Here is a 25934-nt window from a genome sequence, read left to right as displayed (position 1 = left end):
AAGGGGAAGATAGAGGTAAAAGGAAGTGAGGTATAGCTCATGACGATGTTAAGAGAAATTATGACCACAAATGTAGACTATGTTACACCGCTTGATAATGTATATGAGGTTGCTTTGAAAATGAAAGAAGATAATGTAGGAATCATTCCTGTCTGTGAGGATAATACATTGATTGGCATCATTACGGACCGCGATCTGGTTGTGGACGGAATTGCTGAAAAACGGCCAGGTTCAACTAGGGTAACAGATGTGATGCATCAAAATGTTGTGACTGCAAACCCTGATACAACAGAGGAGGAAGCAGCTGCACTAATGGCTCAACATCAAATTAGGCGTCTGCCTGTCCTGGAAAACGGTAAACTTGTTGGAATTGTATCCTTAGGTGATTTGGCCGTAAGCTATACCGGTAATGACGAAGCCGGTGAAGCTTTGCAGGATATTTCAGAAGAAAATTAAGAAAAAGCCGAGTATATATATTCTTCATAAAAGCGGAAATTAGAAATATTCATATTAAGTGATTATGTGACAAGGCAATCAAACAAAACAGGGTATTCTCAAAATCTGAGAATACCCTGTTTTAGTTACTATTAAGGGTGAAGCAAAGAGATTTCAATAGTCCCTACTTTATATGAATGATGTTCTTTCAATTTCATTTAAGTAAGAACATCTGTACCCTATATGGTATGATAATGGTACTATGACGCAGGTTGGGTGAGTGTACATGTTAGGTGAGTATCATATATCCATTAGACAGTTAGTTGAATATGTTTATCGGGGCGGCGATTTGGACGGACGTTTTCGCACGGCCAGTTCTATGATTGAGGGGACAAGAATTCATCAAAGAAGACAAGCAGAATATGAGGAGAACGATGAAAAAGAGGTACCTCTTAATCTGATAATGGAATACGGGGATATTCTTTATGAGATTGAAGGAAGATGTGATGGTATTTTACATAGGCGAGAAGGAACAGTCATTGAGGAAATTAAATCAACCTCTGGAGCTCTTGATGGGATTGATGAAAATACATACCCTGTACACTGGGCTCAGGCAATGTGTTATGGCTATATATACTGTTTGAATGAAGGTCTGAAACATATTGATATACAATTGACTTACGTACAAATATTGACTAATCAAACAGCCTCGTTTCGCAAAACCCTAACATTTAAAGAATTAGAACAATTTCTAACTCAAGTACTCGAAAACTTTACACCATTTGCAATCCTGCAATTAAAGATACGGAGAGAAAAGCTCAATTCAGCAGCAAAAATTGAATTTCCGTTCGGAAATTTTAGAAAGGGACAGCGAAAGCTCATAGGAGCAGCCTGGAAAACCATTTCTGAACGAAAAAAATTATTCGCATTGGCGCCAACTGGCATTGGAAAGACCATTTCTTTTATATTTCCATCCATAAAAATGATGGGAGAAATAGACCATAAGATTGAACGATTTTTCTATTTAACAGCCAAAACAATTACGAGGCAAGTGGCTGAGGATACACTAAACATCTTAATTGGCAAAGGTTTAAAAGTGAAAACTGTTACCCTTACAGCTAAGGATAAAATGTGTCCTGATTGCACCTCTGGCCAATGTATATATGGGGAGGGGCATTATGACCGAATTAATGCTGCTGTTTTGGATATTTTAGAAAATGAATGGTTAATGGATAGAGAAACAATTCTGGAATACGCTCAGCGCCACCGAGTATGTCCTTTTGAATATTCGATTGAATTAGCATACCTGGCAGACATTGTGATTTGCGATTATAATTATATTTTTGATCCACGAGTATTCTTGAAACGACTATCTGATGAGCAAAAGAAACGAACTGTAATTCTGGTTGATGAAGCGCATAATCTGGTGGAACGCGGCCGGGAAATGTTTTCTGCAGAGTTGGAAAAGAAAGCATTTCTAGATATAAAAAGGGCGTACGGCCAATTGAATCCAGAGCTATCAAATGCAGCTAAAGTAATTAATGCATTATTGATTCAGCAAAGGAAGAAATTGGGCGAAAGGAAATCAGCTGCTTATTCGGAAAAGCCGGACGAGTTGCTGGATGCACTGGAAGATTTCGTACTTCATGCCGGTGCTCAATTAACCAGGTATGGAGAAAATCATACGTCAAATGAAATTGATTTATTAGAAACCTTTTTTCAATCACAGAATTTCCTACGGATAGCTAAGTATTATAATGAGCATTATACGACGCATGTAATAAAGGGAAGCAATAATGTATACTTAAAGCTGTTTTGTTTGGATCCTGCTTTAAATTTGCAAAAGATGACGAAGGGATTTGCTTCCACTCTATTCTTCTCGGCTACATTGACGCCAATTGGCTATTACATGGATGCATTAGGAAGTGGTGATGGGGATTATCGGATTCAAATCGGTTCACCATTTTCCCCAGATCAGTTGGATATAGCAATACAGCCGCTTTCTACAAGATTCCATGATCGCTCGGTATCTAGTGTTCAAATTGCCAGAACCATTCATGCAATTACAAAAAACAGAGGTAATTTTTTAGTGTTTTTCCCGTCCTACCAATTTTTAAGAATGGTTATGGACGAACTGGAGGAATTTGAGGAACCTTCTAAAATTCTGATACAAAATCAAGGAATGAGTGAGCAGGAAAGAGAAGATTTTCTGTCAGCCTTTGAAGAGAACCTAGATATTCCTGTAATTGGCTTTACAGTATTAGGCGGAATCTTTTCTGAAGGAATCGACCTGGTTGGCAATAGATTGAGTGGGGTTATCATAATTGGAGTTGGATTGCCTCAATTAAATGAAGAAAGAAACTTAATTCGCGACTATTATCACTCAAAAAGTAAAAATGGATTTGATTACGCGTATGTTTATCCGGGGATGAACAAAGTATTGCAGGCTGCAGGTCGATTAATTCGCAGTGAACAGGATACAGGTACGCTTACTTTAATAGATGATCGATTTTTAACCGATAAATATCAATCTTTGTTTCCTGAAATGTGGAGTCAGTTTAAAATTATTAATAGTTACAAGGATATTGTTACATAAAAGGAGATTTATATGAAAGAGCAAAAAGTAAGAGGATTCGAAGTTGTTAATTCTGCGTATATCAAGGTTCAAATGACGGAGGATGAAGTCAAGCTCCCAATGCGCGGAGATGCCGGATCAGCAGGATATGATTTTTTTTCAAACGAAACCATTACATTGAATGTTGGAGGAAAGCATCTGTTTTGGACTAACGTCAAAGCCTATATGCAGCAAAATGAATTATTGGAGATACATATCAGAAGTAGTTTGGGAGTGAAATATGGGCTAGTTCTATCAAATGGGACAGGCATTATTGATTCTTCCTACTATGGAAACCCTGAAAATGATGGGAATATTGGTATTTCCATTACTAATCGCGGAGAAGCTCCGGTTCTTGTAAAAAAAGGGGACAGGATTGCACAGGGTATTTTTAAACAGTATCTATTAGCAGATGAGGATCAAGTACTACATGCAAGCAGAACCGGTGGATTTGGTTCTACCAAACGCTGATTGGTACGGTAATAAATTGTTATTAATAATCGCTTTTGTTTTAAATCTTTTCAAATGGGTAAAAATAGGTAAATGAAACCCTTATTGGAAGAGAGATGATTCAAATGCTTTGGACATTAGTTGGAATCTTATTGGCTATATGGTTATTAGGTCTTATATTTAAAATTGGCGGAGCAATTATCCATGTTTTCTTAATAGTGGCTGCGTTAGTACTTGTTTATAATATTATTAAAAACAGAATTTCGCAAAGGTGAATAGGCAGATCTAAAACTAAAGAAATCACATTAACTATATCAGCCAATTAATTGAGGACTATATAAGGACATTGCTTCCTATATATAGTCCTTTTTAGATGGACAGAATTGAGTATGTTTCGTTACTCGAGTTGTTTTTTGATTATCATTAAACATCTGACCTTATTTTTCACCTCTTTACATAGACGATAAAGCAAAGAAAAGTATATTTTAAGCGAAAAAATGGAATTACACGAAAGTAATCATTTTACATGAATATTACAATATTCTCAATCTGGAGATGTTTTAAAGTTAGTAAAGGATATCAGGTGTATTTGTCGAATATAGAACATACATGTAAAGCTAAGTGAAATGGTGGTCTAATGGAATGGAGCCAATTTTATTAAAGCAAAGTGAATATCAACAGCTGATTGAGGATTTATTGATTAAAGAAGAGGCGAGTTTATTTCAGGAGTATTTAGATTCGATTAAGGCGCCGAATAAAGAGGATTATCTAGAATCTTTGAAACAACCGCGTAAGATTATGTTTATGCAATTGATTGACACGATAAACGGGAAAATATCTGAAAGCCAAATTAAGGAAATGGCGGCAAGCACAGCCGTTGAGCGAATGGATGATATTAATATAGGAGATGTCTTATATAATATCAATCAGGGGCGCAGAATATTTGTGAATTTTGTGCTGAAGATGGATATACCGTCTTATGTACTACAAAGTACAGTTAATAATATCAATAGACAATTTGACACATTCAGCTATGAAATGGTTTCGACATGTATACACTTAAAAAATCAAGTCATTGATCAGAAGACTACGTTCATCAATGAAAACCATAAGGATAAATTAGCACTGCTCGGCCAAATATCATCAAGCTTTGTGCATGAATTCCGTAATCCGCTTACTGCTGTAATGGGCTTTAATAAGATTTTGAGAAAAGAATTTCCGGATATGAAATACTTGGATATCATGGAATATGAGCTTAATCAATTAAATTTTCGCATTAGCCAATTTTTGCACACATCAAAGGCTGAATTCAATGAAGAGATTATCATGGATATATCAATCAGAGATCTGATTGAAGAGATTAAACAATTAAGCTATGCGAACATTATCGACACCAATGTTAAGGTTGAAATCGATGTTCCGGAAGATTTAATTATAAAGGCAAGCAGAAATGGATTGAAGCAGGTTGCCCTTAATCTGTTTGTTAACTCAATTGATGCCTTGAAAAATCAGCCGCCTCAGCGTGTGATTAAAGTAAAATCCACAATTAAGAACAATCAATTAGTGATAAGTTTGTCCAATAATGGGCCAATGATTGCAAATGATATTATTGAGTCGATCTTTGAGCCATTTTTCACTACGAAGGAATTAGGTACGGGTATTGGCCTGTATGTATGCAAAAAAATTATTGATAGTTATAATGGAGACTTATTATGCACATCCAATCCAGAATGGACGGAATTCAGTATTTATCTGCCCGATTCTATCATTATCAATCCTCCGCAGTGAGTTCTATTTAAGAGCTCTTTATTGTTCGGATTCGTTTTTCAAATTTGATATGGGTCATTTACATTTATTCGGTTAGTAATTAAAAATACCTCTAAAAGCAGTCCGGAGAGGCTGACAGGGCTGTATGAATGACTCAGGATCAATACGCTGTTTATTTGTATATGTAATAGAAATTAAGCAGCACTTACCCAATATGGGCAGGTGCTGTTTATTATGTTCTAAAAGGAAAAAGAGCAAGAGAATACTCATATAAATTGGCCCACAGGAACAGCAGAAGGAGTTTATCATGGCGCTCGGATTTAGATTCTTTTAAGGCACGTCGTTTTACACAATGGACAGTATAGAATACGAGAAATTCATTATTTTCCCATCAGATTCCATTATCATTATAAAAATAGACGTGGATAAATGTGTTAGACTATCAAACACCTGTAATCATTGATGTGTGTGATTTGAAGACATGAATAATTGAACATTAGCGTGTGATTGCCAAAATACAGATTGGCATCATAATTGCATTATTGTAAGTGATGGCAAAATACAATGGATGCTTGCCAATTCCCCATAGAGGATGATTTCATATTGAACCATTTAAGTGATTTTGTTCAAATAAATTAAAGTTTAAATATGGAGGGATTTATGTGACGACATCTAATTTGGATTTATCCAGATCATTGTTGATCGGAGAGTATCTACGCAGGTCAGCACACACAGCTCATGAGAGAGAGGCATACATATTTGGCAGTGAGAGACGGACCTATCGTGAGGCAGAGAAAAGAGCAACCCACTTAGCGGGTTGGTTGCAGGAAAATGGAATAGGATATCAGGATAAGGTTGGATTTATGCTCTTGAATGGACTTCCTTTTATTGATGTTTTCTTTGCCACCTCATTGGTGGGAGCATTGGGAGTTCCAATAAATTTTCGCCTCACAAAAGATGAGCTAGCATATATCATAGGGCAATCTGAGTGTAAAATATTATTTGTTGATCACGTTTTTTTACCTGTGATTGAGTCGATACGATCACAAATTCAGCTTGTAGACAGTATAGTTATCGTGAATGGAGATTCTTCCTCTTCCCATATACCATATGAGACAATATATGACCGCTCCTCAACGTATCGCCCATGCAATTCATTATCGGGTGATGATGGTGCGCTTATTATTTATACTTCAGGTACAACTGGGCGTCCAAAAGGAGCAGTTTTAACTCATCAAAATATGTGCATGAATGGGATGAACCAAGTCGTCACAGCAGGACTTAGCTCGAATTTTAAGCAATTATTAGTTGCTCCCTTATTTCACATTGCTGCTCTATCAACTCTTTTATACCCCATTAATGGAACTACCGTGATTCATTCACAATTCAACCCCGAAGCAGTACTTCAAACCATCGAGAAAGAGCGAATTAATTTTATCTTTTTAGCACCGACCATGTGGCATATGCTTGTAGAATTCCCTTCGATTGAAGACTATGATCTAACATCATTAGAAAGGTGTGCCGCTGGGAGTGCACCCTGTTCTCTATTATTGAAAGAGAAGATAACAAAATATTTTCCAAATGGGAAACTGCGCGATCCTTTTGGACAAACAGAAATGAGCCCAGTTACCACCTGTCTTCAGCCAGAGGACTCTATTAGGAAAAATTCATCCGTTGGTAAGCCGGTGGTCAACGTAGAAGTCCGGGTTGTTGATGACCATATGAATGATGTTCCGCTCGGGGATGTAGGTGAAATTGTCTACCGTGGACCAACCGTTATGAAAGAATATTATAAAAACCCAGAGGCAACAAGAGAGGCATTCCATGGAGGATGGTTTCATAGCGGGGATTTAGTTCGGATGGATGATGAAGGGTTTATTTATGTCGTTGACCGTAAAAAAGATATGATTATTAGTGGAGGAGAGAATATCTATCCAGCCGAAATCGAACAAGTCTTAAATAGGCATGCCAAAGTGGTTGAAAGTGCTGTGGTCGGTGCAGTTGATGAAAAATGGGGAGAAGTGGTTCAAGCATATATCGTTCTGAAGTCTGGTGAAACAATGACAGAGGAAGAAGTCATTCTCTTTTGCCAGAATCATTTGGCATCCTATAAAAAGCCTAAGCTGGTACATTTCGTAGATTCATTGCCAAGAAACGCAGCTGGGAAAATTGTTAAGACAGTCCTTAGAAAGGGATATTTAGAGACAGAAAAGTAGATAAGGTCAGTCATTTGAGCATGAGGCAGTGAGAGGCATATTTAGTGGCTAATCACTGCCTTTATTTATGCGACTTTGCTAGTTAAATTTTAATTTATAAGGGAGAAAAAAGGATCAACTATATGTGTCTATCGGGTAATTATCTATACTAATAGGCACGGTAGAATAATAATCGTTATAGTGGCTTAAATATAGAAGTATATCAAAAATGAAAATCTGCGCTTATTTGGCTTCTTTTCACACATACTCTCACTAATTTGATCATTACAAAGTGGTTTGGCTCAATTATGTTGAAGTTCGGCTCAATAATTAATTAAATCCGCTCTATTACTATTAATCCACGCTTTATTATTTACTTAAAGTACCTTTTAAGCTATGTATATGGATTGATTTTAAATGGGAAATCGTTTTTTCTAAATTAACAAGTCTTAATAAAAGAAGTAATGTATCACTGTTTCCAAAGAATAATAGTTTCAAAATTAAATCCTATGAATAGAAGTGTGGAAATTGATGATAGATTTATTCTATCTTTTTTTAGTTAGCTTACAAATTACAACATATTATGTATAGGTTTTAAGTTACAGTTTAAGTAAAGAAGTTCCGTCTGCAGGTCAAAAAGCCTATGATTGATATTCAAACAGCAAGGAAAAAAGGTTGTTTGGAAATCAATCATTTCTACATAAAAGCCATACTATTTTCCTGATTCTCACATGGATGGTGTGTTGGCACGGAACTTGCAATTAGTTAAGTGAAGGCTGTTCCAAGTGGATGCAACATAATGTAAGCGCTTTATTATTGGTGGGAGGAGGGAATACATACGAAAAGTATCCATGAAAATAAAACTAATTATTCTTAAAGGAGGGATACGAATGCGTGAATATGTAACTACCAAACAAATGATTAAAAAGGATTCACTCCCATATAGGCTATACCAAAAGGCAAAAAGACATGGGATATGGAATCCGGTTGATATTGACTTTAGCCAGGATAAAGAGGATTGGAAAAAGCTAAGTCCTGACCAACAGCAGGAAGTTCTGATTCAATTTGCACAGTTTATTGGCGGGGAGGAAGCTGTCTCGGAGGATATCCTGCCGATGATTATGGCTGTATCCAAAAAAGGATGGTTTGAAGAGGAATCTTACCTATCTACATTCTTATTTGAAGAAGCTAAGCATGCGGAGTTCTTTAGTTTATTTTTAGAAGAAATAGGCGTGACTGAGGATCTCAGCCATCTCCTGACATCCGGGCACAGGAAATTATTTGACGATGTCCTCCCTAAGACAATGAATAGATTACTCGTAGATCAGTCACCTGAAGCAATGCTGGATGCTGCGGTCACATACAATATCTTTGCTGAAGGTGTATTGGCGGAAACGGGATATTGGTTCTTCTATGAAGCTTTATCAAAAGCGAATTTGTTCCCTGGATTTATTGAAGGAATACGGAATGTAAAGAGGGACGAAGGACGCCATATTGGATTTGGCACATTCCTTATTCAGCGCTTGATTCATGATAAGCCCGAGTTATTTGATCGTGTCCAAGTAAGACTCCAGGAGTTGCTTCCAATTGCCTATGAGCTGACAACCAGGGAAGATGGGGAAAAAGTGACAAGTCTCGGTATCGAGGAAGGAAAAGCAATGGAATATGCGCTAAAACAATTGAGTGCTCGGATTGAGGTACTATCACGTGCCCAGGAGAAAACGCTGGAAGAAATTCATGAAACTGAAGTTATTTTTGAGTAAGAAAATAGGTAGAAAAGGGAGGATATAGGATGAGTACAGACGTGAAGGTTCAGGAATTTGCACAATTTATTGGTGGAGAATGGACACCAGGCTCTACGGGAGAAATGTTCGATGTCATAAATCCAGCTACATCCGAAGTAATTGCTAAAGTCCCTAAAGGTACATCAGCTGATGTAAATAAAGCTGTTCTCAATGCAAAGGAAGTTTATGAATCAGGTGTATGGTCAAGGAAAACACAGGCAGAAAGGTCACAAATCATGGTGAATTTTGCCGGTAAAATAAAGGAACATGCACAGGAGTTAATTTATTTGGAAGGTATCAGTACCGGAGCGACCTTACGTAAAATTGGTGGAGCAGATATTATGCAGCTCATCTTATCTCTTCAGCAAACAGCCAATATGGCCCTTGAATATGAATTTGTTCAAGCATTGCCAGTAAGGGAAGTGTTCGGGGCAAATAGAGCTCAATTGGTTCGGGAACCATTAGGCGTTGTAGCCGCGATTACACCGTTCAATTTCCCGCTTGTCTTAGCAATGTGGAAGATTGCTCCAGCCATTGCTATGGGGAATTCCATTATTGTCAAGCCGGCATCTGATACCCCGCTTGGGACATTAAAACTGGCGGAGATTGCTGTTGAAGCAGGACTTCCTAAAGGAGTTTTCAATGTCATTACCGGTTCAGGTGCAGAGATAGGCGAGGCGCTTGTGACGCATCCGGAGGTACAGAAAATTGCGTTCACAGGTTCAACTGAAACAGGAAAGAAAATAATGGAGCTAGCCTCTTCAGGTGTGAAAAAAGTTACGCTCGAGCTTGGCGGAAAGGCACCTGCAATTGTTCTTCCGGATGCTGATCTGGAAGTGGCCATACCTGGGATTTTACTTGGCGTATTCTTCCATGCCGGTCAAGTTTGTGAAGCAAGCACACGTGTCCTGGTTCATGAATCGATGTACGATATCGTCGTTGAAAAATTGGTGGCCATGACTGCAAAAATAAAATTAGGCCATCCACTTGATCCAAGTACCGGAATGGGTCCAGTCATTTCTGAGAAACAAATGAATAAGGTCCTGGGATATATAGAATCCGGATTGGAACAGGGTGCGCGTCTTGTATGCGGTGGCAAAAAAGCAGAAGGACCAGGACTAGATCAGGGTTATTTCATCGAACCAACTATTTTTGCAGATGTCACAAATGATATGAAGATAGCACAGGAAGAAATTTTTGGTCCAGTCCTCTGCGTGATGAAGTATTCAACGGTTGAGGAAGCAATTGAAATTGCCAATGATACCATTTATGGCTTGACGGCAGGTGTATGGTCTCGTGACGTCGTCAAAGCTAATGAAATAGCAACACAGCTTAAAGCAGGCACGATTTGGATTAATGAATGGCATGCGTTCAGAAATGATGCGCCATTTGGCGGTTATAAGCAAAGTGGACTTGGACGTGAACTGGGAAGCCAGGTTTTCAATGAATATACAGAGCTGAAGAGCATCATTACAGCACTGACAACTGAAAATGAACAACGGGCAGCTTTAGGGCTGATATTCTAGCATTCTTTTAAAACTAATAGGAATGGGGAGATAAGATGAAGGTCACTTCGTATTATGAATTTATCCATCGATCAATCATTAAGAATGGGGCAGGGTCGCATATACTTATTCCAGACTTAATTCAATCATTGGGCGGTAAACGCCCGGTTCTATATTCAGATAAAGGCTTAACCCAGGCTGGATTGACGAAAAAAATCCAGCGTTTATTTGAGATGGTACCTGGTATCCAATTGGCAGGGGTATTTGATGATGTTACACAGGATGCCAAGTCCTCCAATATTAATAAAGGGCTGCAATATTACAAAGAGTGCAATGGTGATTCTTTGATTGCCATCGGCGGTGGTTCAGTTTTGGATACAGCAAAAACCATTAAATGGTGTCTTCATAAGAAAGTGAACAAGATCGAACATGCCATGAATGGAAATGTTTTAGAAGTTTGGCCAGAGGCTCAGCATATGGGTATTCCCCACATTTCGATTGCAACTACAGCCGGAACAGGTGCGGAGATATCAGGCATCTCGGTCGTCTACAATGAGCAATTAGGGGTGAAGTGTAATTTGCTCCATCCATTTATCAATTCAGATATCGCAATTCTTGATCCAGAGTTAACTGTTGGCTTACCGCCAAAAATTACGGCTTTTACTGGGTTAGATGCCTTAACCCATGCAGTCGAAGGGTATTTTTCCAATAATTCAAGTGCAATGGGAGATGCATTTGCACTCCATGCTGCTAAACTAATTAGAGCTAATTTGGAAACAGCTGTACATGAAGGCAGTAGCATCGCAGCACGTGCTACTATGCTGCAGGCGAGTGCGATGGCGATTACAAGCTTTGTCTTGGCATTTGCTGAAATGCCAATCCATAATATAGCCCATACTCTTGGTGCAAAGTATGGCATCCCACATGGTTTAGCCAATGCTGTTTTAATGCCGAGTGTTATGAAAAACTTAGCTCCTCTCTATTTACCTAAGATAAAAGAATTTGCTCAGGCGCTTGGCATTGAGAATATTGCCGATACCGAGGAAGAGTGCTTACAGCAATGTATAGAAGAAATTGAAGCACTTCGTAAAGCTGTAAACTTACCAGATGATTTTTCTGAATATAACATTGAATCTGCCGATATATCGGAACTTATATCTGCTGTCCAAAATGATCCTTCTGGTCAAACCTATCGTTTGCCAGAAGAGGTAATTGAGCAGGTTTGCCGAGAGGTTTTAGGCACAAAAGTAAGTGTTTAATAGGCGGAAATATAGATTCTATATTTTAAGGAGGTAGTTAATTTTTGAATATTGTTGAACTGCTAACGTCCACTGTGTCGCGTTTGCCCAATCAGCCCGCTATTCATTACCGGGAACAAGTGATGACTTATCAAGAGCTGAGAGATCAAATTTTCAGTGTTGCAGCCGGGTTAAAAAATAAAGGCATTACTCAGGAGACAAAAGTAGCGTTGATGATGACCAATCGACCGGAATATATCATTACGTATTTTGCTATATTAGCAACTGGTGCAACAGTCGTACCCATTAACCCTACCTTTAAAGAAAAAGAAACAACCTATATTATTAATGATTCGGAATCGGAATATTTAATTACGGAAGTTGCTGCATCCGCTATCATTCAAAACTCTATGAATGACTTTAAACAGATGAAAGAAATCTATTATTTTGGAGAAGAGGAAAATCATCCATTTACTGACTGGCAGGAATTGCAGTCTCTATCTCCTATCAGCAAGGTGGCCCCTGTTCATGCGGAGGATGTCGCGCAAATCATTTATACATCCGGGACAACCGGTAATCCAAAGGGAGCCATGATTACACATGCCAACTTGAATTGGATGACAATTACGGCAGCCGTCATTAATCAATTAACGCCAAAAGACAGGGTCCTTTGTGTATTGCCTCTTTTTCATGCTTATGCCAAATTACAAGGATTCCTAGCGCCGATTGCCCACGGAAGTACGATTTATTTAGAGGAACGTTTTCATCCTGTTGATACACTTGAAAAGATATCAAACTATCAAATCTCGATATTCTTGGGCGTCCCAACTATGTATGCTTTCTTTCTTCAAAATCCAGCCATTTCAGATTTAGACTTTTCTCATCTTCGGACAGCTGGTTGTGGTGGTGCGAGTTTGCCTGCTGAGATCCTCCATAAGACCAATCAATCACTTGGTGTAGAAATATCAGAAGGATATGGTCTGACAGAAAGTACAGTTATGCTAATGACCACACCTCGAGATATGGCTAAAAAATTGAATTCTGTTGGAGTGCCTATTCCTGGCGTCGATTTGAAAATTGTTGACCCGGAAGGTGAGGAAGTAGAGTCTCACGCGGTAGGGGAGATTATTTTCAGAGGACCGAACATGATGAAGGGCTACTATAAGAAGGAAGATGATACGATTAACACGATTAAAGATGGATGGTTATATACTGGTGATTTGGCCTATTATGATGAAGATGGATACCATTTTATTGTGGACCGGAAGAAGGACATGATCATCAGAGGTGGCTTTAATATTTACCCGCGTGAGTTAGAGGAAGTATTGTACACGCACCCTGATATTTTGGAGTGTTCCGTTATTGGCAGGCCTGATCCGGTCTTTGGCGAAAAAACGGTGGCCTATGTAGCAAAGAAAAAACCAGAGTTACAGGAAGAAGAGGTAGTTTCCTATTGTAAAGAGAGACTGGCAGAGTATAAGGTTCCTGATTATATTTGTTTTATTGACCAACTACCGAAATCAGGAACAGGAAAAATGCTAAAAACTGTTTTAAAAGATTACGATAAAAATACTATTAAATAATAAATGATTTCAGTGGGGCAAAATCCTGATTCTTAAACGAGAAGGATTTTGCCGATTTTTATTCCCTTCCTATATTTAGAGGAGTTTTACACGTATTTGTGGAAAACGTATATAGAATCTAAAAGGGGGAGAAAACTATAAAGCCCGTTAAAGAAATTATGAGTCCGCTCGAACATTGTTTATCACCAACGAACACATTGATGGAAGCGCTATCTATCATGTACAAGCAAAAGTGGAATACAATCCCGGTGACAAACAGTTCAGGTAAACTGATTGGCGTATTTACAAGAAGTTCATTGTACCAAATGATTCTGACTGATGTTTCAAAAGATACGACAATCAGTGAGTATATCAAAAAAGATGTAGGAACGGTTTTGGAGGATGTGAATGCTGAACTATTGGAAAAGTTAATATCAAAAAGCAGGGTTGGCACGGGGATTGTTGTGAACAAACAGGGTGCACCTGTAGGTATTTTTACAAAAACAAATGCGGTTATGAATTACGTGAGAGAAACGAAATTATTAAAAGAACAGCTTGAAAAAGTTTTACAAACATCCAATTTGGGAGCCATTATGACAGATGGAAAAAATCAAATTATCTTTGTGAATGAAAAAATCACTGAGATGATTGGAATCCCTTATTCATCACTCATCAATGAGAACCTCGAGATTTATATCCCTCAATTAGATCACTTTTCCGAGAAAATGGAAGCTCATTTTCCAATGGTTTTTCAATCCGAACATTATATGGTACGTCTGTCGAAGTATGATTTAGAAAATGGTAAACAGGGGTATATCACACTTTTTCAAAATGTATCTGAATTAGAGAATTTAACAAGAGAATTAAAATTTCAAAAGAAATGGAAAACACTTTTGCAATCAGTTATCCATAATGCTTATGATGGCCTCGTCATGATTAATGAAAACGAAGAAGTTACTTTTATCAGCCCCTCGTTAATTGAGCTGTTTGATCTTTATGAACAGCAATTGGATATGAGGGAAATCGAATCGGTTTTACCACATCTTCATTTGCCGCATGTGATGAAAACGGGTGTAGCGGAAGTAAGTGAGTTTATGCAGGTTAAAGGAATAGACTATATCGTTCACCGTATACCCGTTTATCAGGATGAGCAAATTATCGGTGCCATTGGTAAAATCGTTTATCGCCAACTGCACGAAGTCCGTGAGTTATTCAAAAGTGCAGAGATAAATGATAGGAAGAATCTGAATCCTACCAAGCTTGAGAAATCAAGATTTACTTTTGATCAAATCCTGTCACACGATAAGCAAATGGATAAGCTTATGAGGAGTGGGATGAAAGCAGCCAAGGTAAAGACCACGGTATTAATTTTTGGGGAAAGCGGAACAGGTAAAGAGTTGTTTGCCCATGCCATCCATAGTGCCAGTCCATTTGGAAAGGGTCCGTTTATTACGGTGAACTGCGCAGCTATACCAGAGCATTTATTGGAGTCAGAGTTTTTTGGATATGAAGAAGGCGCTTTTACAGGCGCTAAACATAAAGGGAAGATCGGCAAATTTGATATGGCTAATGGTGGCACACTTTTTCTCGATGAGATTGGGGATATGTCCTTACCCATTCAGGCCAAGCTGCTTCGTGTCCTGCAAGAAAGAGAGTTTTACAGAGTAGGCGGAACAGAACGGATCAGTGTAAATGTCCGAATCATTGCCGCTACCAATCGTCCCTTGGAAAAAATGGTTGCTGAAGGGGAATTTAGGGAGGATTTATTTTACCGCTTGAATGTCATATCCTTCGAGATTCCTCCGTTAAGGCGGAGAAAAAAGGATATTCTCCTCCTAAGCGAAGCTTTTATTAAAGAATTTAATAAACAAAACGGGACAAGTATTACAGGGTGGAACCCATTGTTCGAGAAAGCAATATTGGAGTATGACTGGCCCGGAAATATCCGGGAATTGCGGAATGTTTGGGAGAGAGCCATGATTTTTGCAGAGGATGGCAAAGTCGGCCTAGAGGACATTCCAGAATATATTCTGCAGAAAGTTGGCTATGATTTTTTCTTGAATGAAGAGGAGGAAGATGAAACACAGCCTTTATTAGAGAAAGCGGAGCAGATGGCCATACAAAAAGCATTGGAAATGTCAGGAGGGAATAAAAGTAAGGCCTGTCTTCTGCTTGGAATCAGCCGATCTGTATTGTATGACAAGCTAAAGAAGTATGATTGGTTACTGCCTGAATCTTCCCACTTAAAACAGCAGAAATGAAGGTGTTTGAAAATCAGACATTCTTTATGGATGGGATAAATTCTATATTTTAACAGGATATGAATTAGGTGAATTTAAGGAGGAAGCGTACATGCTTAAGGGAATTAAAGTAGTTGATTTCACCCAAAACTTGCCCGGACCCTATGCAACCCTGCGGCTGGCAGATTTAGGAGCAGAAGTCATTAAAATAGAGCCTCCAACTGGAGATCATGCGCGTATGCCATTGGAGGATGATCAAAAAGAAAATTATCTTTTCCGGTGTATGAACCGAAATAAAAATAGCTTGGCCCTGGATTTGAAAAACGAAGCGGACAAAGAATTGGCGATTGAGTTGATCCGTAATTCAGACATTTTAATTGAAAGCTACCGTCCTGGTGTAATGGCTCGCTTAGGGCTTGGATACGAAGATATAAAAGTCCTGCATCCATCGCTTATTTATTGCTCCTTATCCGGCTATGGTCAAAAAGGAACCATGCACCAACTAGGCAGCCATGATTTGAATTACATGGCTCTTAGCGGTGTATTAGCTCAGTTAAAGGATGGGAATGGCAGACCCATTCAACCGTCACTTACATTTGCTGATTTGATCGGTGGAACTTCAGCAACCGAAGCTATACTAGGTGCCCTCTTTCAAAGAGAACGATCAGGCAGTGGAAGCTATTTAGATATTGCTTTATTGGACACGACTGCTGCATTAATGAATTACCATGTGTTTATTGAATCAGCAACAGGCAGAAAAAACGGAATCCCTACTTTAAATGGTAATGTGATTTGTTATGGGATTTATGAAACCAAAGATCACAGGTATATGACGTTATGTGCGTTGGAGACAAAGTTTTGGAGAAATTTTTGCGCGGCAACAAGACAGGATGTATGGATAAATGCTCAATTTTCTAAGCCGACTAAGCAAAATGAAGTTTATCAGGAAATAGTTCAATTGTTTGCAAGTAAAACATTCGAGGAATGGATTCATTTCTCTATGGAAGTGGATTGCTGCATGGCGCCTGTCCTTGAAGCCGATGAGCTAAGCGAACATATCTATATGAAGGACAGAAATCTAATTCACGAGAAAGATTCATATCGATATATGGTGACTGGATTTCAATCAGGAGCATTTTCAAATGAAATAATCGGTACCTATCCAAAGCTTGGCCAGCATAATCGAACCTATCAAAAATAAACGCTAGTAAACTGCTGTGTATGAATACCGGCAGTTTTTTCTTTATAGATTGATAATTAGCGTATTTTGCTAGGCGCCGTTTAAACCAACCTGCTACAGCAAGCGACAATGGACGAAACGAGACACTAATGAATGGGAAGGTGTACAGATTTCATACAACCAATCTCACAATCTGGCGGAATACCCATTTAACAAGTTGGCATGATAATTGCATGTATATAGGGTGTACAGATATAAGACTATGAATAGAAAGGGAGTACAAATATGACCGGTTATTTAAAGGAAGAGCATCGTATTTTTCGTGAATCAGTTCGGAAATTTCTAGATAAGGAAGTGATTCCTTACTATCTTGATTGGGAGAAGGAGAAAAGCACACCTGGAGATTTGTGGAAAAAGTTGGGAGACCAAGGGTTTCTTGTACCGTGGGCAGATGAAAAATATGGTGGGTTTAATGCAGATTTTGCCTATTCAGTCATTCTTGCTGAGGAGTTTGAAAGAGTCGGAAGCGGAATTGGAGGATGTGTTTTACATAATGATATTGTTGTTCCATATTTATATGAATTCGGTACAGAAGAACAAAAACAAAAATGGATTCCAAAGTGCATTACGGGTGAATATTCAACGGCTATTGCAATGACTGAGCCGGGAACGGGATCAGATTTAGGGAATTTGCAGACAAGAGCTGTTAGAGATGGGGATCACTATATTATTAATGGGCAAAAAACGTTTATATCAAATGGGCTCAGGTCCGACTTAACCATCGTAGCCTGTAAAACAAATCCAGAAGCAGGACATAAAGGAATCAGTCTCATTGTAGTCGAAAAAGAAACACCTGGATTTATACGTGGTAAAAAGCTGAATAAAATCGGTCAGCTTGCGGGTGAAACGACTGAGTTAATTTTCGAGGATGCAAGAGTACCGGTTAGTAATTTATTAGGACAAGAAAATAAAGGCTTCTATTATTTGATGGCCAAACTTCAGCAGGAGCGGTTAATGTGTGCGATTCAGGCCTTAGCAGCAGCCGAGGAATCGTTAAAAATCACGATTGATTATGTCAAACAGCGGACTGCCTTTGGTAAATCAATCAGTGAATTTCAAAATACACAATTTAAGATTGCTGAAATGGCGACTGAGGTGGAGATAGGCCGTACATTTATCGACGGTTTAATCGTGAGGCATATGGAGGGTCAGGATATTGTCACCGAGGTGAGCATGGCTAAATGGTGGATAACCGATATGGCAAAGAGATTGGTCAGCCAATGTATGCAATTGCACGGTGGTTACGGTTTTATGGAAGAATATGCGATTGCGAGAAGATATCGGGATATAGCGGTCACCTCGATATATGCAGGTACAAATGAAATTATGAAGCAAATAATCGCTAAAAAAATTGGATTATAAGGGGGAGAGTTATATGAGGGAGGCCGTAATTGTTGAAGCAGTCAGAACACCGGTAGGAAAGCGTAATGGAGTATTGAGCTCCATCCGCCCGGATGATTTGCTCGCAAACGTTTTAAAAGAAATAGTAAACAGGGCAGGTGTTTCTTCTGATTTGATTGAGGATGTCATTATTGGGTGTGTATCCCAAGTGGAAGAACAAGGGTTAAATATTGCACGTTCAGCTGCCTTGATGGCTGATTTCCCCATTAAAGTACCTGGCACGACGATTGATCGACAATGCGGTTCCAGTCAACAAGCGGTTCATTTTGCCGCACAAGCCATTTTGAGTGGAGATATGGATATCGTTATAGCGGGTGGAGTGGAGAGTATGTCACGAGTGCCGATGGGTTCAACAAGAAAGCATTCACAGCCTAGTGAACAGCTGTCTTCCCGTTATGAATTAATCAATCAAGGACTATCAGCAGAAAGAATTGCTGAGAAATGGGGCTTTAGCCGCAATCAACTTGATGAATTTTCTCTATTGAGTCATCAGAGAGCTATTCAAGCCCAAAATGAGGGGCGCTTTGATCGTGAAATCGTGCCAGTGGAAGTATTGGATGATTTGGGAGCAAAGACTTTAGTTACACAGGATGAAGGCCCACGTCGGGGAACGTCTCTTGAAAAGCTGGCCACTTTGCCTACAGTTTTTAGAGAAAATGGTGTGATACACGCTGGGAATGCCAGTCAAATGAGTGACGGAGCTGCAGCCCTGTTAATCATGTCTAAGGAGAAGGCGTTGGAATTAGGCTTAAAACCAAGATTTTCGATAATTGCCCGAACGATTGTAGGATCCGATCCAACCCTGATGTTAACTGGACCGATAGAGGCGACGAGAATGGCACTTGATAGAGCAGGACTGACGATACAGGATATGGATTTATATGAAGTCAATGAAGCCTTTGCACCAGTTCCGCTCTGTTGGAAGGAAGAACTTGAAGCAAGCATGAATAAGTTAAATGTAAACGGAGGAGCGATTGCACTCGGTCATCCTCTTGGTGCAAGTGGGGCAAGGGTCATGGTTACTTTAATGCATGAACTTGAAAGAACGGGTGGACGATATGGATTACAGGCTATTTGCGAGGGTGCCGGTATGGCCAATGCAACGATTATCAAACGAATTGAATAGAACAATCAAACAGGTATGATTGAAAACTAAAAAATGGAGGTTGGTTGTATGAAGATGCAAAATATAATTGCTGTTGTAACAGGTGGAGCTTCGGGTCTGGGAGAGGCTACAGTCAAGAATATTGTGGAAAATGGCGGGAAAGTAACGATTATCGATCGCTCGGAAGATAAAGGGTTGGCATTAGCCGAATCACTCGGTCATGAAAATGTGATCTTTGTAAAAGCGGATGTAACCAGTGAGGATGAGATTCGGACTGCCATTGAGAAAAGTGTTGAAACGTTTGGGAAAATCAATACGGTCGTCAATTGTGCAGGAATTGGAGTAGGTGAAAAAGTCGTCTCTAAGGATAAAGTTCATGATCTTGGCAGATTTAAAAAAGTGATTGAGGTCAATTTGGTTGGGACATTTAATGTAATTCGTCTGGCTGCAGAACAAATGATTAAGAATGAACCTAATGAAGAAGGGGAAAGAGGTGTTGTCATTAATACAGCTTCAGTAGCAGCTTTTGATGGACAAATTGGCCAAGCAGCCTATAGTGCTTCAAAGGGTGGAATTGTTGGCATGACCTTGCCGTTGGCAAGAGATTTAGCGAGAAGCGGAGTTCGTGTTATGACGATTGCTCCGGGCTTGATTGACACACCTTTGTTTGGGGGATTACCAGAGCAGGCCAGGAGTGCCCTCGGTGCGATGGTACCATTCCCGCCAAGGCTCGGATATCCCTCAGAATATGCCATGCTCGTCAAAAGTATTATTGAAAATCCAATGCTGAATGGAGAAACAATTCGCCTGGATGGGGCAATTCGTATGCAGCCAAAATAATAGATTAAGAGGAGGCAGTGCTATGTATTCATTGCTGCGTGTTGAAAAAGAGAATAATGTCGCAACGGTCGTCATTAATAATCCACCGATGAATGTTTTGAGTGAACTACTGGCAAGTGAGCTTTGTGATGCCTTTACTGAACTGAGAGATGACCATTCAGTGGTTACGGTTATTTTAACAGGGGAAGGTGACCGGGCATTTATGGCGGGAGCAGATATTAAGGAGTTCCCCAACATGATCAACCAAAGCATGGAAGCCAAAAAACAGCCCAGTAAGAAAAATGAGGTTTTTCGATTGATATCCGATTTTCCAAAGCCTACTATTGCCTATTTAAATGGAATAACACTGGGCGGTGGATTTGAACTTGCACTTGTCTGTGATCTGCGTATTGCCAAGGAGACGGCCCAACTTGGCTTGCCTGAAGTGAAGCTCGGCCTATTTCCAGGTGGAGGGGGAACGCAAAGGCTGCCCCGTTTAATCGGTTCAGCTAAAGCAAAAGAGCTGATGTTTACAGGCGATTCGATAACGGCTGAAGAAGCGCTTCAGCTCGGGATCATTAATCAAATTGCTACAGATGAAGAAGGGATTGAAGCTGCCCGCAAACTGGCCCGGAAAATCAGCAGGCATTCTCTTCAGGCTTTACGAAGAATCAAGCAGGCAGTTAATGAGGGAACAGATAGCCAATTACAGGATGGGCTCGAATTGGAATCAAACCTGTTCCAGGAAATCTTTACAACAGAGGATATGAAAGAGGGAGTAACTGCATTCCTTGAAAAACGCCGTCCGGTATTTACTCATCAATAAGCATGTAAGTGTTTGCTATTGGGAAGAAGTCTGGGGGAATCATCTGTATGAAGTATGTTGAATGGAAACGGGTCGGTGTGGAGGGGCATATAGCCGAAATACGATTAAACAGACCTAAAGCGCTTAATGCCTTTGATACAGAGATGGCTAAAGAAATTCTTGGCGCGACTCAAATTATTTCTGAAAGTGAAGCAAGAGCGGTTTTAATCACATCGTCCAATAAGAAAGCTTTTTGTACGGGAGCAGATTTGAAGGAGCGCAATGAGCTGAATGAGGAAGAGTGGAAAAATCAGCACCAGCTATTTCGGGAAATGTTCACTGCTATAGCATCTCTTAAGCAACCGGTTATCGCGGTAGTGGATGGGTATGCATTGGCTGGAGGTTTTGAACTCGTTTTGAATTGTGATTTTTTATTTGCAGCAGATACAGCGCAGTTTGGATTGCCTGAAGTGACACGTGGAATTATGCCTGGTTGTGGCGGGACGAGATTGCTGTCAAAGCGAATACCGGTTCACCGTGCAAAGGAATGGATATGTACAGGACGGATTATGTCGGCATTGGAAGCGGACATGGATGGATTATTGAACAGGATGACCAGTTCCGCTGAATTATATGAATCAGCACTCGAATTTGCTGGGGGTATTGCCCGAAATGCCCCTATAGCTGTCCAGCAAGCAAAAGCAGCAACAGATTCCTTGTTTGTATTAAAGAATAATGAAGCAAAAATTGTAGAACAAGAGTACTATAACCGATGTTTATCAACCTCGGATCGACTTGAGGGAGTGAGAGCATTCGTCGAGAAACGATCCCCTAAGTTTATCGGTAAGTAAAATCAGGAGAGCCGGCCATTATTCAAATATGCTTCCGGGAGGCTCTCTTTAACCAAAGATTAATAAATTGTATAAACAGGAGCACTTATTCTAATTTTTCTCTTGGTTAGACGTGTTAAGTAAACAATAGGTGATAGGAGGTGAGATTGGTGAAATCTGTTCCGCTGGAAAAAACAATCCAATTTAATAAAGAGCTGCGTCACAGTGTACGAAGAGTATGTCAACGATTCTCCGGCTCTTATTGGAGAGAGCTAGACATGAAAAATGCATACCCTGAAGAGTTTGTAAATGAAATAACGAGAAATGGTTTTCTATCAGCTTTGATCCCAGAAGAGTATGGTGGTTCTGGATTAGGTATTGCGGAGGCTTCTATTATTCTTGAAGAAATTAATCGAAGCGGAGGCAACGCTGGTGCCTGTCACGCTCAAATGTACATAATGGGGACGTTAGCCCGGCATGGAAACCAGCAACAAAAGTCAAACTATTTACCTCGTATCGCTGACGGTACATTACGATTGCAGGCTTTTGGAGTCACAGAACCAACGACAGGAACCGATACGACTAAATTACGGACCTTTGCAGAAAGAAGAGGAGATCATTATGTCGTGAATGGTCAGAAAGTCTTTATTTCAAGAACAGAGCATTCTGATTTAATGATGCTGCTAGTGAGGACTACGCCAGTCAGTCAAATTAAGAAAAAAACGGAAGGATTATCTGTTCTGCTTGTTGATTTGAAGGAAGCAATAAACAATGGTATTACCATCCGTCCCATTCAGACGATGATGAACCATTCTACCACTGAATTATTTATCGAAAATTTAAAGGTACCAGCCGAAAATTTGATTGGTGAAGAAGGAAAAGGTTTTTCCTATATTTTAGATGGTATGAATGCAGAACGAATATTAATTGCGGCCGAATGTATAGGGGATGGACGATGGTTTATAGAGAAAGCAACTCAATATGCAAACGAAAGAGTCGTTTTTGATCGGCAAATTGGGGAAAATCAAGGAATTCAATTCCCGTTGGCGAAGGCACATATCCAAATAGAGGCAGCGGACTTAATGCGTAAGGAGGCATCAAGGCTATTTGATCTAGGTATAAAATGTGGGGCTGAGGCGAATATGTCAAAATTGCTTGCCGCTGATGCGTCTTGGGATGCTGCTAACACAGCACTGCAAACGTTTGGAGGATTTGGTTTTGCGGCTGAATATGATGTAGAAAGGAAATTCAGAGAAACACGCCTTTATCAAGTGGCACCAATTTCAACCAATATGATTCTTTCTTATGTAGCGGAGCATGTCTTAGGTTTGCCTAAGTCTTACTAGTATGATACTCAAGGTTGATGGGAGGATGTAGTATGAGAAATGCGGTGATTGTTGAGGCTGTTCGGACGGCGGTTGGCAAGATAGGCGGATCGTTAAAAAATGAGGAAGTGGATTATCTTGCTTCTGCCACCATAAACGGATTGATTGAACGCACAGGAGTACAGAAAGATGAGATTGATGAAGTCATTATCGGTCAGGCGAAACAAAGCACAGATCAGCCAAACCTGGCAAGATTAGCTTTATTGCGTGCCGGACTTGCAATAGAAACACCGGGTTATACGGTCCATCGCCAATGCGGATCAGGAGTGCAGGCTATTCATAATGGTGTCCAGCAAATCATGTGCGGTTTATCGGACATAGTAATTGCCGGTGGTGCTGAAAGTATGAGTCAGGCACCATTCTATTTACGTAATGCTCGTTATGGGTTTGGCACAGGTAATACGGAAATCCTTGATTCCAATACGGAAAGTCAGCCGCGTGCACAACCAATCGAGACATACGGTCATTTAACCATGGGGATGACAGCAGAAAACCTTGCCGAAAAATATTCAATCACCAGAGAAGAGCAGGATGAATATGCGCTTTTAAGTCAAGAAAAGGCTGAACGTGCTATTTCTTCTGGCCTGTTTAATGATCAGATCATTCCATATCAGATAAAGACGAAGAAAGGGACAGAAATATTTAAAGTGGATGAACATCCAAGAAAAACGAGTATGGAGCAATTGGCGCGGCTTAAACCTGTTTTTAAGAAAAATGGGACTGTAACGGCAGGGAATTCAAGCGGACGGAATGATGGCGCGGGGTTGGTTATGCTAATGGCAGAAGAAACAGCTATTCAAAAGGGCTATAAATGTAAAGCAAAAATCATTGCTCAGGCAGTTGCCGGTGTTTCTCCAGATATTATGGGAATCGGTCCTGCACCAGCTACGAGAAAAGCACTGAAGCTAGCCGGATTGAAGTTAGAGGATATAGGGCTGATAGAATTAAACGAAGCATTCGCTGCTCAAACCTTAGCTGTGATTAAAGAAATGGATTTGGATACGAAACGATTGAATGTAAATGGCGGAGCGATTGCGCTTGGCCATCCAATCGGAGGTACTGGAGGTATTTTAATGACCAAGCTTATTCATGAAATGGAGCGCAGGGGAGAAAAATATGGATTGGTCACCTTTTGCATCGGCGGAGGTTTGGGAATATCCTCCATTGTTGAGAATCTCCAGGTTTAGGCCATGCAAGAGAAGAAAGAGTTGGATTTGGATCTTTACCGTTCACGTATCGTCACTGCAGAAAAAGCAATCTCTCTTATAGACTCCTCTCACAATGTCTTTTTGGCACCTTTTTGTAATGAACCGCAACAGCTGGTAAAGGAACTTATTCGGCAAAAGGAACGGTTTCATTTATTAAATTTATACACTTGTATTGTTGGAAGTCCCTGCTTGTATGCTGAATCGGAGGGGAATCCTCATTTTTTTATCAGGACATTCCTTGGATCTTCATTATTAAAGGGAGTTTTTCATGCAGGAAATGGTGATTATATACCTTTGAATTTATCCGAGTTACCGGTATGGGTGGAAACAAATAAAATTGATTTTGCCATGATTCAGGTTACTCCTCCCAATCAAAATGGTTATTGTAATCTGGGAATCTCAGTCGATATTATCCATTCACTTAGTAAACATGCTGGTAAAGTCATTGCTCAGGTCAATAGCAATCTTCCCAGGACATTTGGGGATTCAGAAATTCATGTATCAGAGATTGATTATTTTGTTGAATCAAATGATAGTTTATTGACGATTTCATCTGGAATTCCAAACAAAATAGAAGAGGCAATCGGTAAAAATGTTGCACAATTAATCCCTGATTATGCAACGATTCAAGTTGGGATAGGTAGAATTGCAGATGCCGTTCTTTTGGCCCTTAAGGAAAAGAAGGGATTGGGTGTTCATTCCGGTACTATAACAGACGGTGTCATGGAAATGATGAAGCGAGGAGTTATTACTAATGAAAGAAAAGAAGTGATGACTGGTAAAACGGTTTGTACCACTTTAACTGGAAGTCAGCAGTTATATAGCTTCGCCAACCTCAATAAGGATATTTGCTTATACCCAGCAGATTTTACACATAATAGCTTACAAATTTCAAAGATTACGGATTTCTATTCAATTAACTCAGCTTTGGAAGTCGATTTGACAGGACAAATAAATGCTGAGCAAATTGGCAATTATCCATTAGCTGGAGTTGGCGGCCAAATGGATTTTATTCGTGGGGCCAGACTTTCAAAAGGTGGAAAAGCTATTATTGCCCTTCCAGCGACTGCAATGGGAGGTACTAGGTCGAGAATAAAAAATACTGTATCTTCTGTTACATCCTTAAAATCAGAGATTGATTATATTGTGACAGAGTACGGAATTGCTTCCTTGTTTGGCAAATCACTTAAAGAACGAAGACAGCAAATGCTGAACATCGTACACCCGAATTTCAGAGAAAGTTTAAGTGCTAATCTTACATCACAGTTGTAGCAATAATCTTTTTTACATGGAGGGGTTTAGGTGTCAATCAAGGTGAAACAGGATCAGATAAAAAGGGCAAGACGGCCAT

The 25934-nt window shown here is 39.7% G+C and carries 20 protein-coding genes; all 20 read left to right on the top strand.

From position 1 onward, the window contains the following. Positions 1 to 39: 39 nt before the first annotated feature. The 20 genes from FHY47_RS05190 to FHY47_RS05095 all read left to right on the top strand — a co-directional run bounded on the left by FHY47_RS05190 (position 40) and on the right by FHY47_RS05095 (position 25855). Positions 40 to 456, top strand: coding sequence for a CBS domain-containing protein (locus tag FHY47_RS05190; RefSeq protein ID WP_066103476.1), 417 nt, complete (start codon positions 40 to 42; stop codon positions 454 to 456). A gap of 265 nt (positions 457 to 721) precedes the next feature. Continuing rightward, positions 722 to 3031, top strand: a complete 2310-nt coding sequence (locus tag FHY47_RS05185; RefSeq protein WP_139891858.1) for an ATP-dependent DNA helicase — start codon at positions 722 to 724, stop codon at positions 3029 to 3031. 12 nt (positions 3032 to 3043) lie between these two features. Continuing rightward, positions 3044 to 3520 carry a dCTP deaminase/dUTPase family protein gene (locus tag FHY47_RS05180; protein WP_066103479.1) on the top strand — a complete coding sequence of 159 codons (477 nt, stop codon included), beginning with the start codon at positions 3044 to 3046 and terminating at the stop codon, positions 3518 to 3520. 104 nt (positions 3521 to 3624) lie between these two features. Then, on the top strand, positions 3625 to 3774 hold the full coding sequence (locus tag FHY47_RS05175; protein WP_139063809.1) for a lmo0937 family membrane protein: 150 nt from the start codon (positions 3625 to 3627) through the stop codon (positions 3772 to 3774). Between the two features lie 367 nt (positions 3775 to 4141). After that, positions 4142 to 5287: a histidine kinase N-terminal domain-containing protein gene (locus FHY47_RS05170; RefSeq protein ID WP_066103480.1), complete on the top strand. Its 1146-nt coding sequence runs from the start codon at positions 4142 to 4144 to the stop codon at positions 5285 to 5287. Positions 5288 to 5928: 641 nt separating this feature from the next. Beyond that, on the top strand, positions 5929 to 7482 hold the full coding sequence (locus FHY47_RS05165; RefSeq protein ID WP_066103481.1) for an acyl-CoA synthetase: 1554 nt from the start codon (positions 5929 to 5931) through the stop codon (positions 7480 to 7482). An 869-nt stretch (positions 7483 to 8351) separates the two neighbouring features. After that, a complete protein-coding gene (locus FHY47_RS05160; protein ID WP_148629780.1) occupies positions 8352 to 9224 on the top strand; it encodes a R2-like ligand-binding oxidase in 873 nt (290 codons plus the stop codon). Between the two features lie 29 nt (positions 9225 to 9253). Beyond that, positions 9254 to 10771, top strand: coding sequence for an aldehyde dehydrogenase family protein (locus FHY47_RS05155; RefSeq protein ID WP_148629779.1), 1518 nt, complete (start codon positions 9254 to 9256; stop codon positions 10769 to 10771). A 35-nt stretch (positions 10772 to 10806) separates the two neighbouring features. After that, positions 10807 to 12009: an iron-containing alcohol dehydrogenase gene (locus FHY47_RS05150; RefSeq protein ID WP_066103486.1), complete on the top strand. Its 1203-nt coding sequence runs from the start codon at positions 10807 to 10809 to the stop codon at positions 12007 to 12009. A gap of 44 nt (positions 12010 to 12053) precedes the next feature. Next, positions 12054 to 13571 (top strand): class I adenylate-forming enzyme family protein, encoded by a 1518-nt coding sequence (locus FHY47_RS05145; protein ID WP_148629778.1) that lies wholly within the window; start codon positions 12054 to 12056, stop codon positions 13569 to 13571. Between the two features lie 158 nt (positions 13572 to 13729). Next, a complete protein-coding gene (locus FHY47_RS05140) occupies positions 13730 to 15811 on the top strand; it encodes a sigma 54-interacting transcriptional regulator (RefSeq protein ID WP_066104281.1) in 2082 nt (693 codons plus the stop codon). Between the two features lie 91 nt (positions 15812 to 15902). Continuing rightward, positions 15903 to 16991, top strand: a complete 1089-nt coding sequence (locus tag FHY47_RS05135) for a CaiB/BaiF CoA transferase family protein (RefSeq protein ID WP_066103489.1) — start codon at positions 15903 to 15905, stop codon at positions 16989 to 16991. 264 nt (positions 16992 to 17255) lie between these two features. Then, positions 17256 to 18392, top strand: a complete 1137-nt coding sequence (locus FHY47_RS05130) for an acyl-CoA dehydrogenase family protein (RefSeq protein WP_066103491.1) — start codon at positions 17256 to 17258, stop codon at positions 18390 to 18392. 13 nt (positions 18393 to 18405) lie between these two features. Next, positions 18406 to 19557 carry a thiolase family protein gene (locus FHY47_RS05125; protein ID WP_148629777.1) on the top strand — a complete coding sequence of 384 codons (1152 nt, stop codon included), beginning with the start codon at positions 18406 to 18408 and terminating at the stop codon, positions 19555 to 19557. A gap of 48 nt (positions 19558 to 19605) precedes the next feature. Next, on the top strand, positions 19606 to 20376 hold the full coding sequence (locus FHY47_RS05120; RefSeq protein WP_139891865.1) for a 3-hydroxyacyl-CoA dehydrogenase: 771 nt from the start codon (positions 19606 to 19608) through the stop codon (positions 20374 to 20376). Between the two features lie 22 nt (positions 20377 to 20398). Continuing rightward, positions 20399 to 21181: an enoyl-CoA hydratase/isomerase family protein gene (locus FHY47_RS05115; protein WP_148629776.1), complete on the top strand. Its 783-nt coding sequence runs from the start codon at positions 20399 to 20401 to the stop codon at positions 21179 to 21181. Between the two features lie 47 nt (positions 21182 to 21228). Further along, positions 21229 to 22011: an enoyl-CoA hydratase/isomerase family protein gene (locus FHY47_RS05110; RefSeq protein WP_148629775.1), complete on the top strand. Its 783-nt coding sequence runs from the start codon at positions 21229 to 21231 to the stop codon at positions 22009 to 22011. A 149-nt stretch (positions 22012 to 22160) separates the two neighbouring features. Further along, positions 22161 to 23336, top strand: a complete 1176-nt coding sequence (locus tag FHY47_RS05105) for an acyl-CoA dehydrogenase family protein (RefSeq protein ID WP_148629774.1) — start codon at positions 22161 to 22163, stop codon at positions 23334 to 23336. Between the two features lie 32 nt (positions 23337 to 23368). Next, positions 23369 to 24562, top strand: coding sequence for a thiolase family protein (locus FHY47_RS05100; protein WP_140461519.1), 1194 nt, complete (start codon positions 23369 to 23371; stop codon positions 24560 to 24562). Positions 24563 to 24565: 3 nt separating this feature from the next. Continuing rightward, on the top strand, positions 24566 to 25855 hold the full coding sequence (locus tag FHY47_RS05095) for an acetyl-CoA hydrolase/transferase family protein (protein WP_066103505.1): 1290 nt from the start codon (positions 24566 to 24568) through the stop codon (positions 25853 to 25855). The last annotated feature ends 79 nt before the right edge of the window (positions 25856 to 25934 follow it).

The sequence above is a fragment of the Bacillus sp. E214 genome, from assembly GCF_008087365.1.
GTDB lineage: Bacteria > Bacillota > Bacilli > Bacillales > Pradoshiaceae > Pradoshia.
The sequence above is the reverse complement of the archived record's forward strand: the minus strand, read 5'-3'. Positions and strand labels throughout refer to the sequence as shown.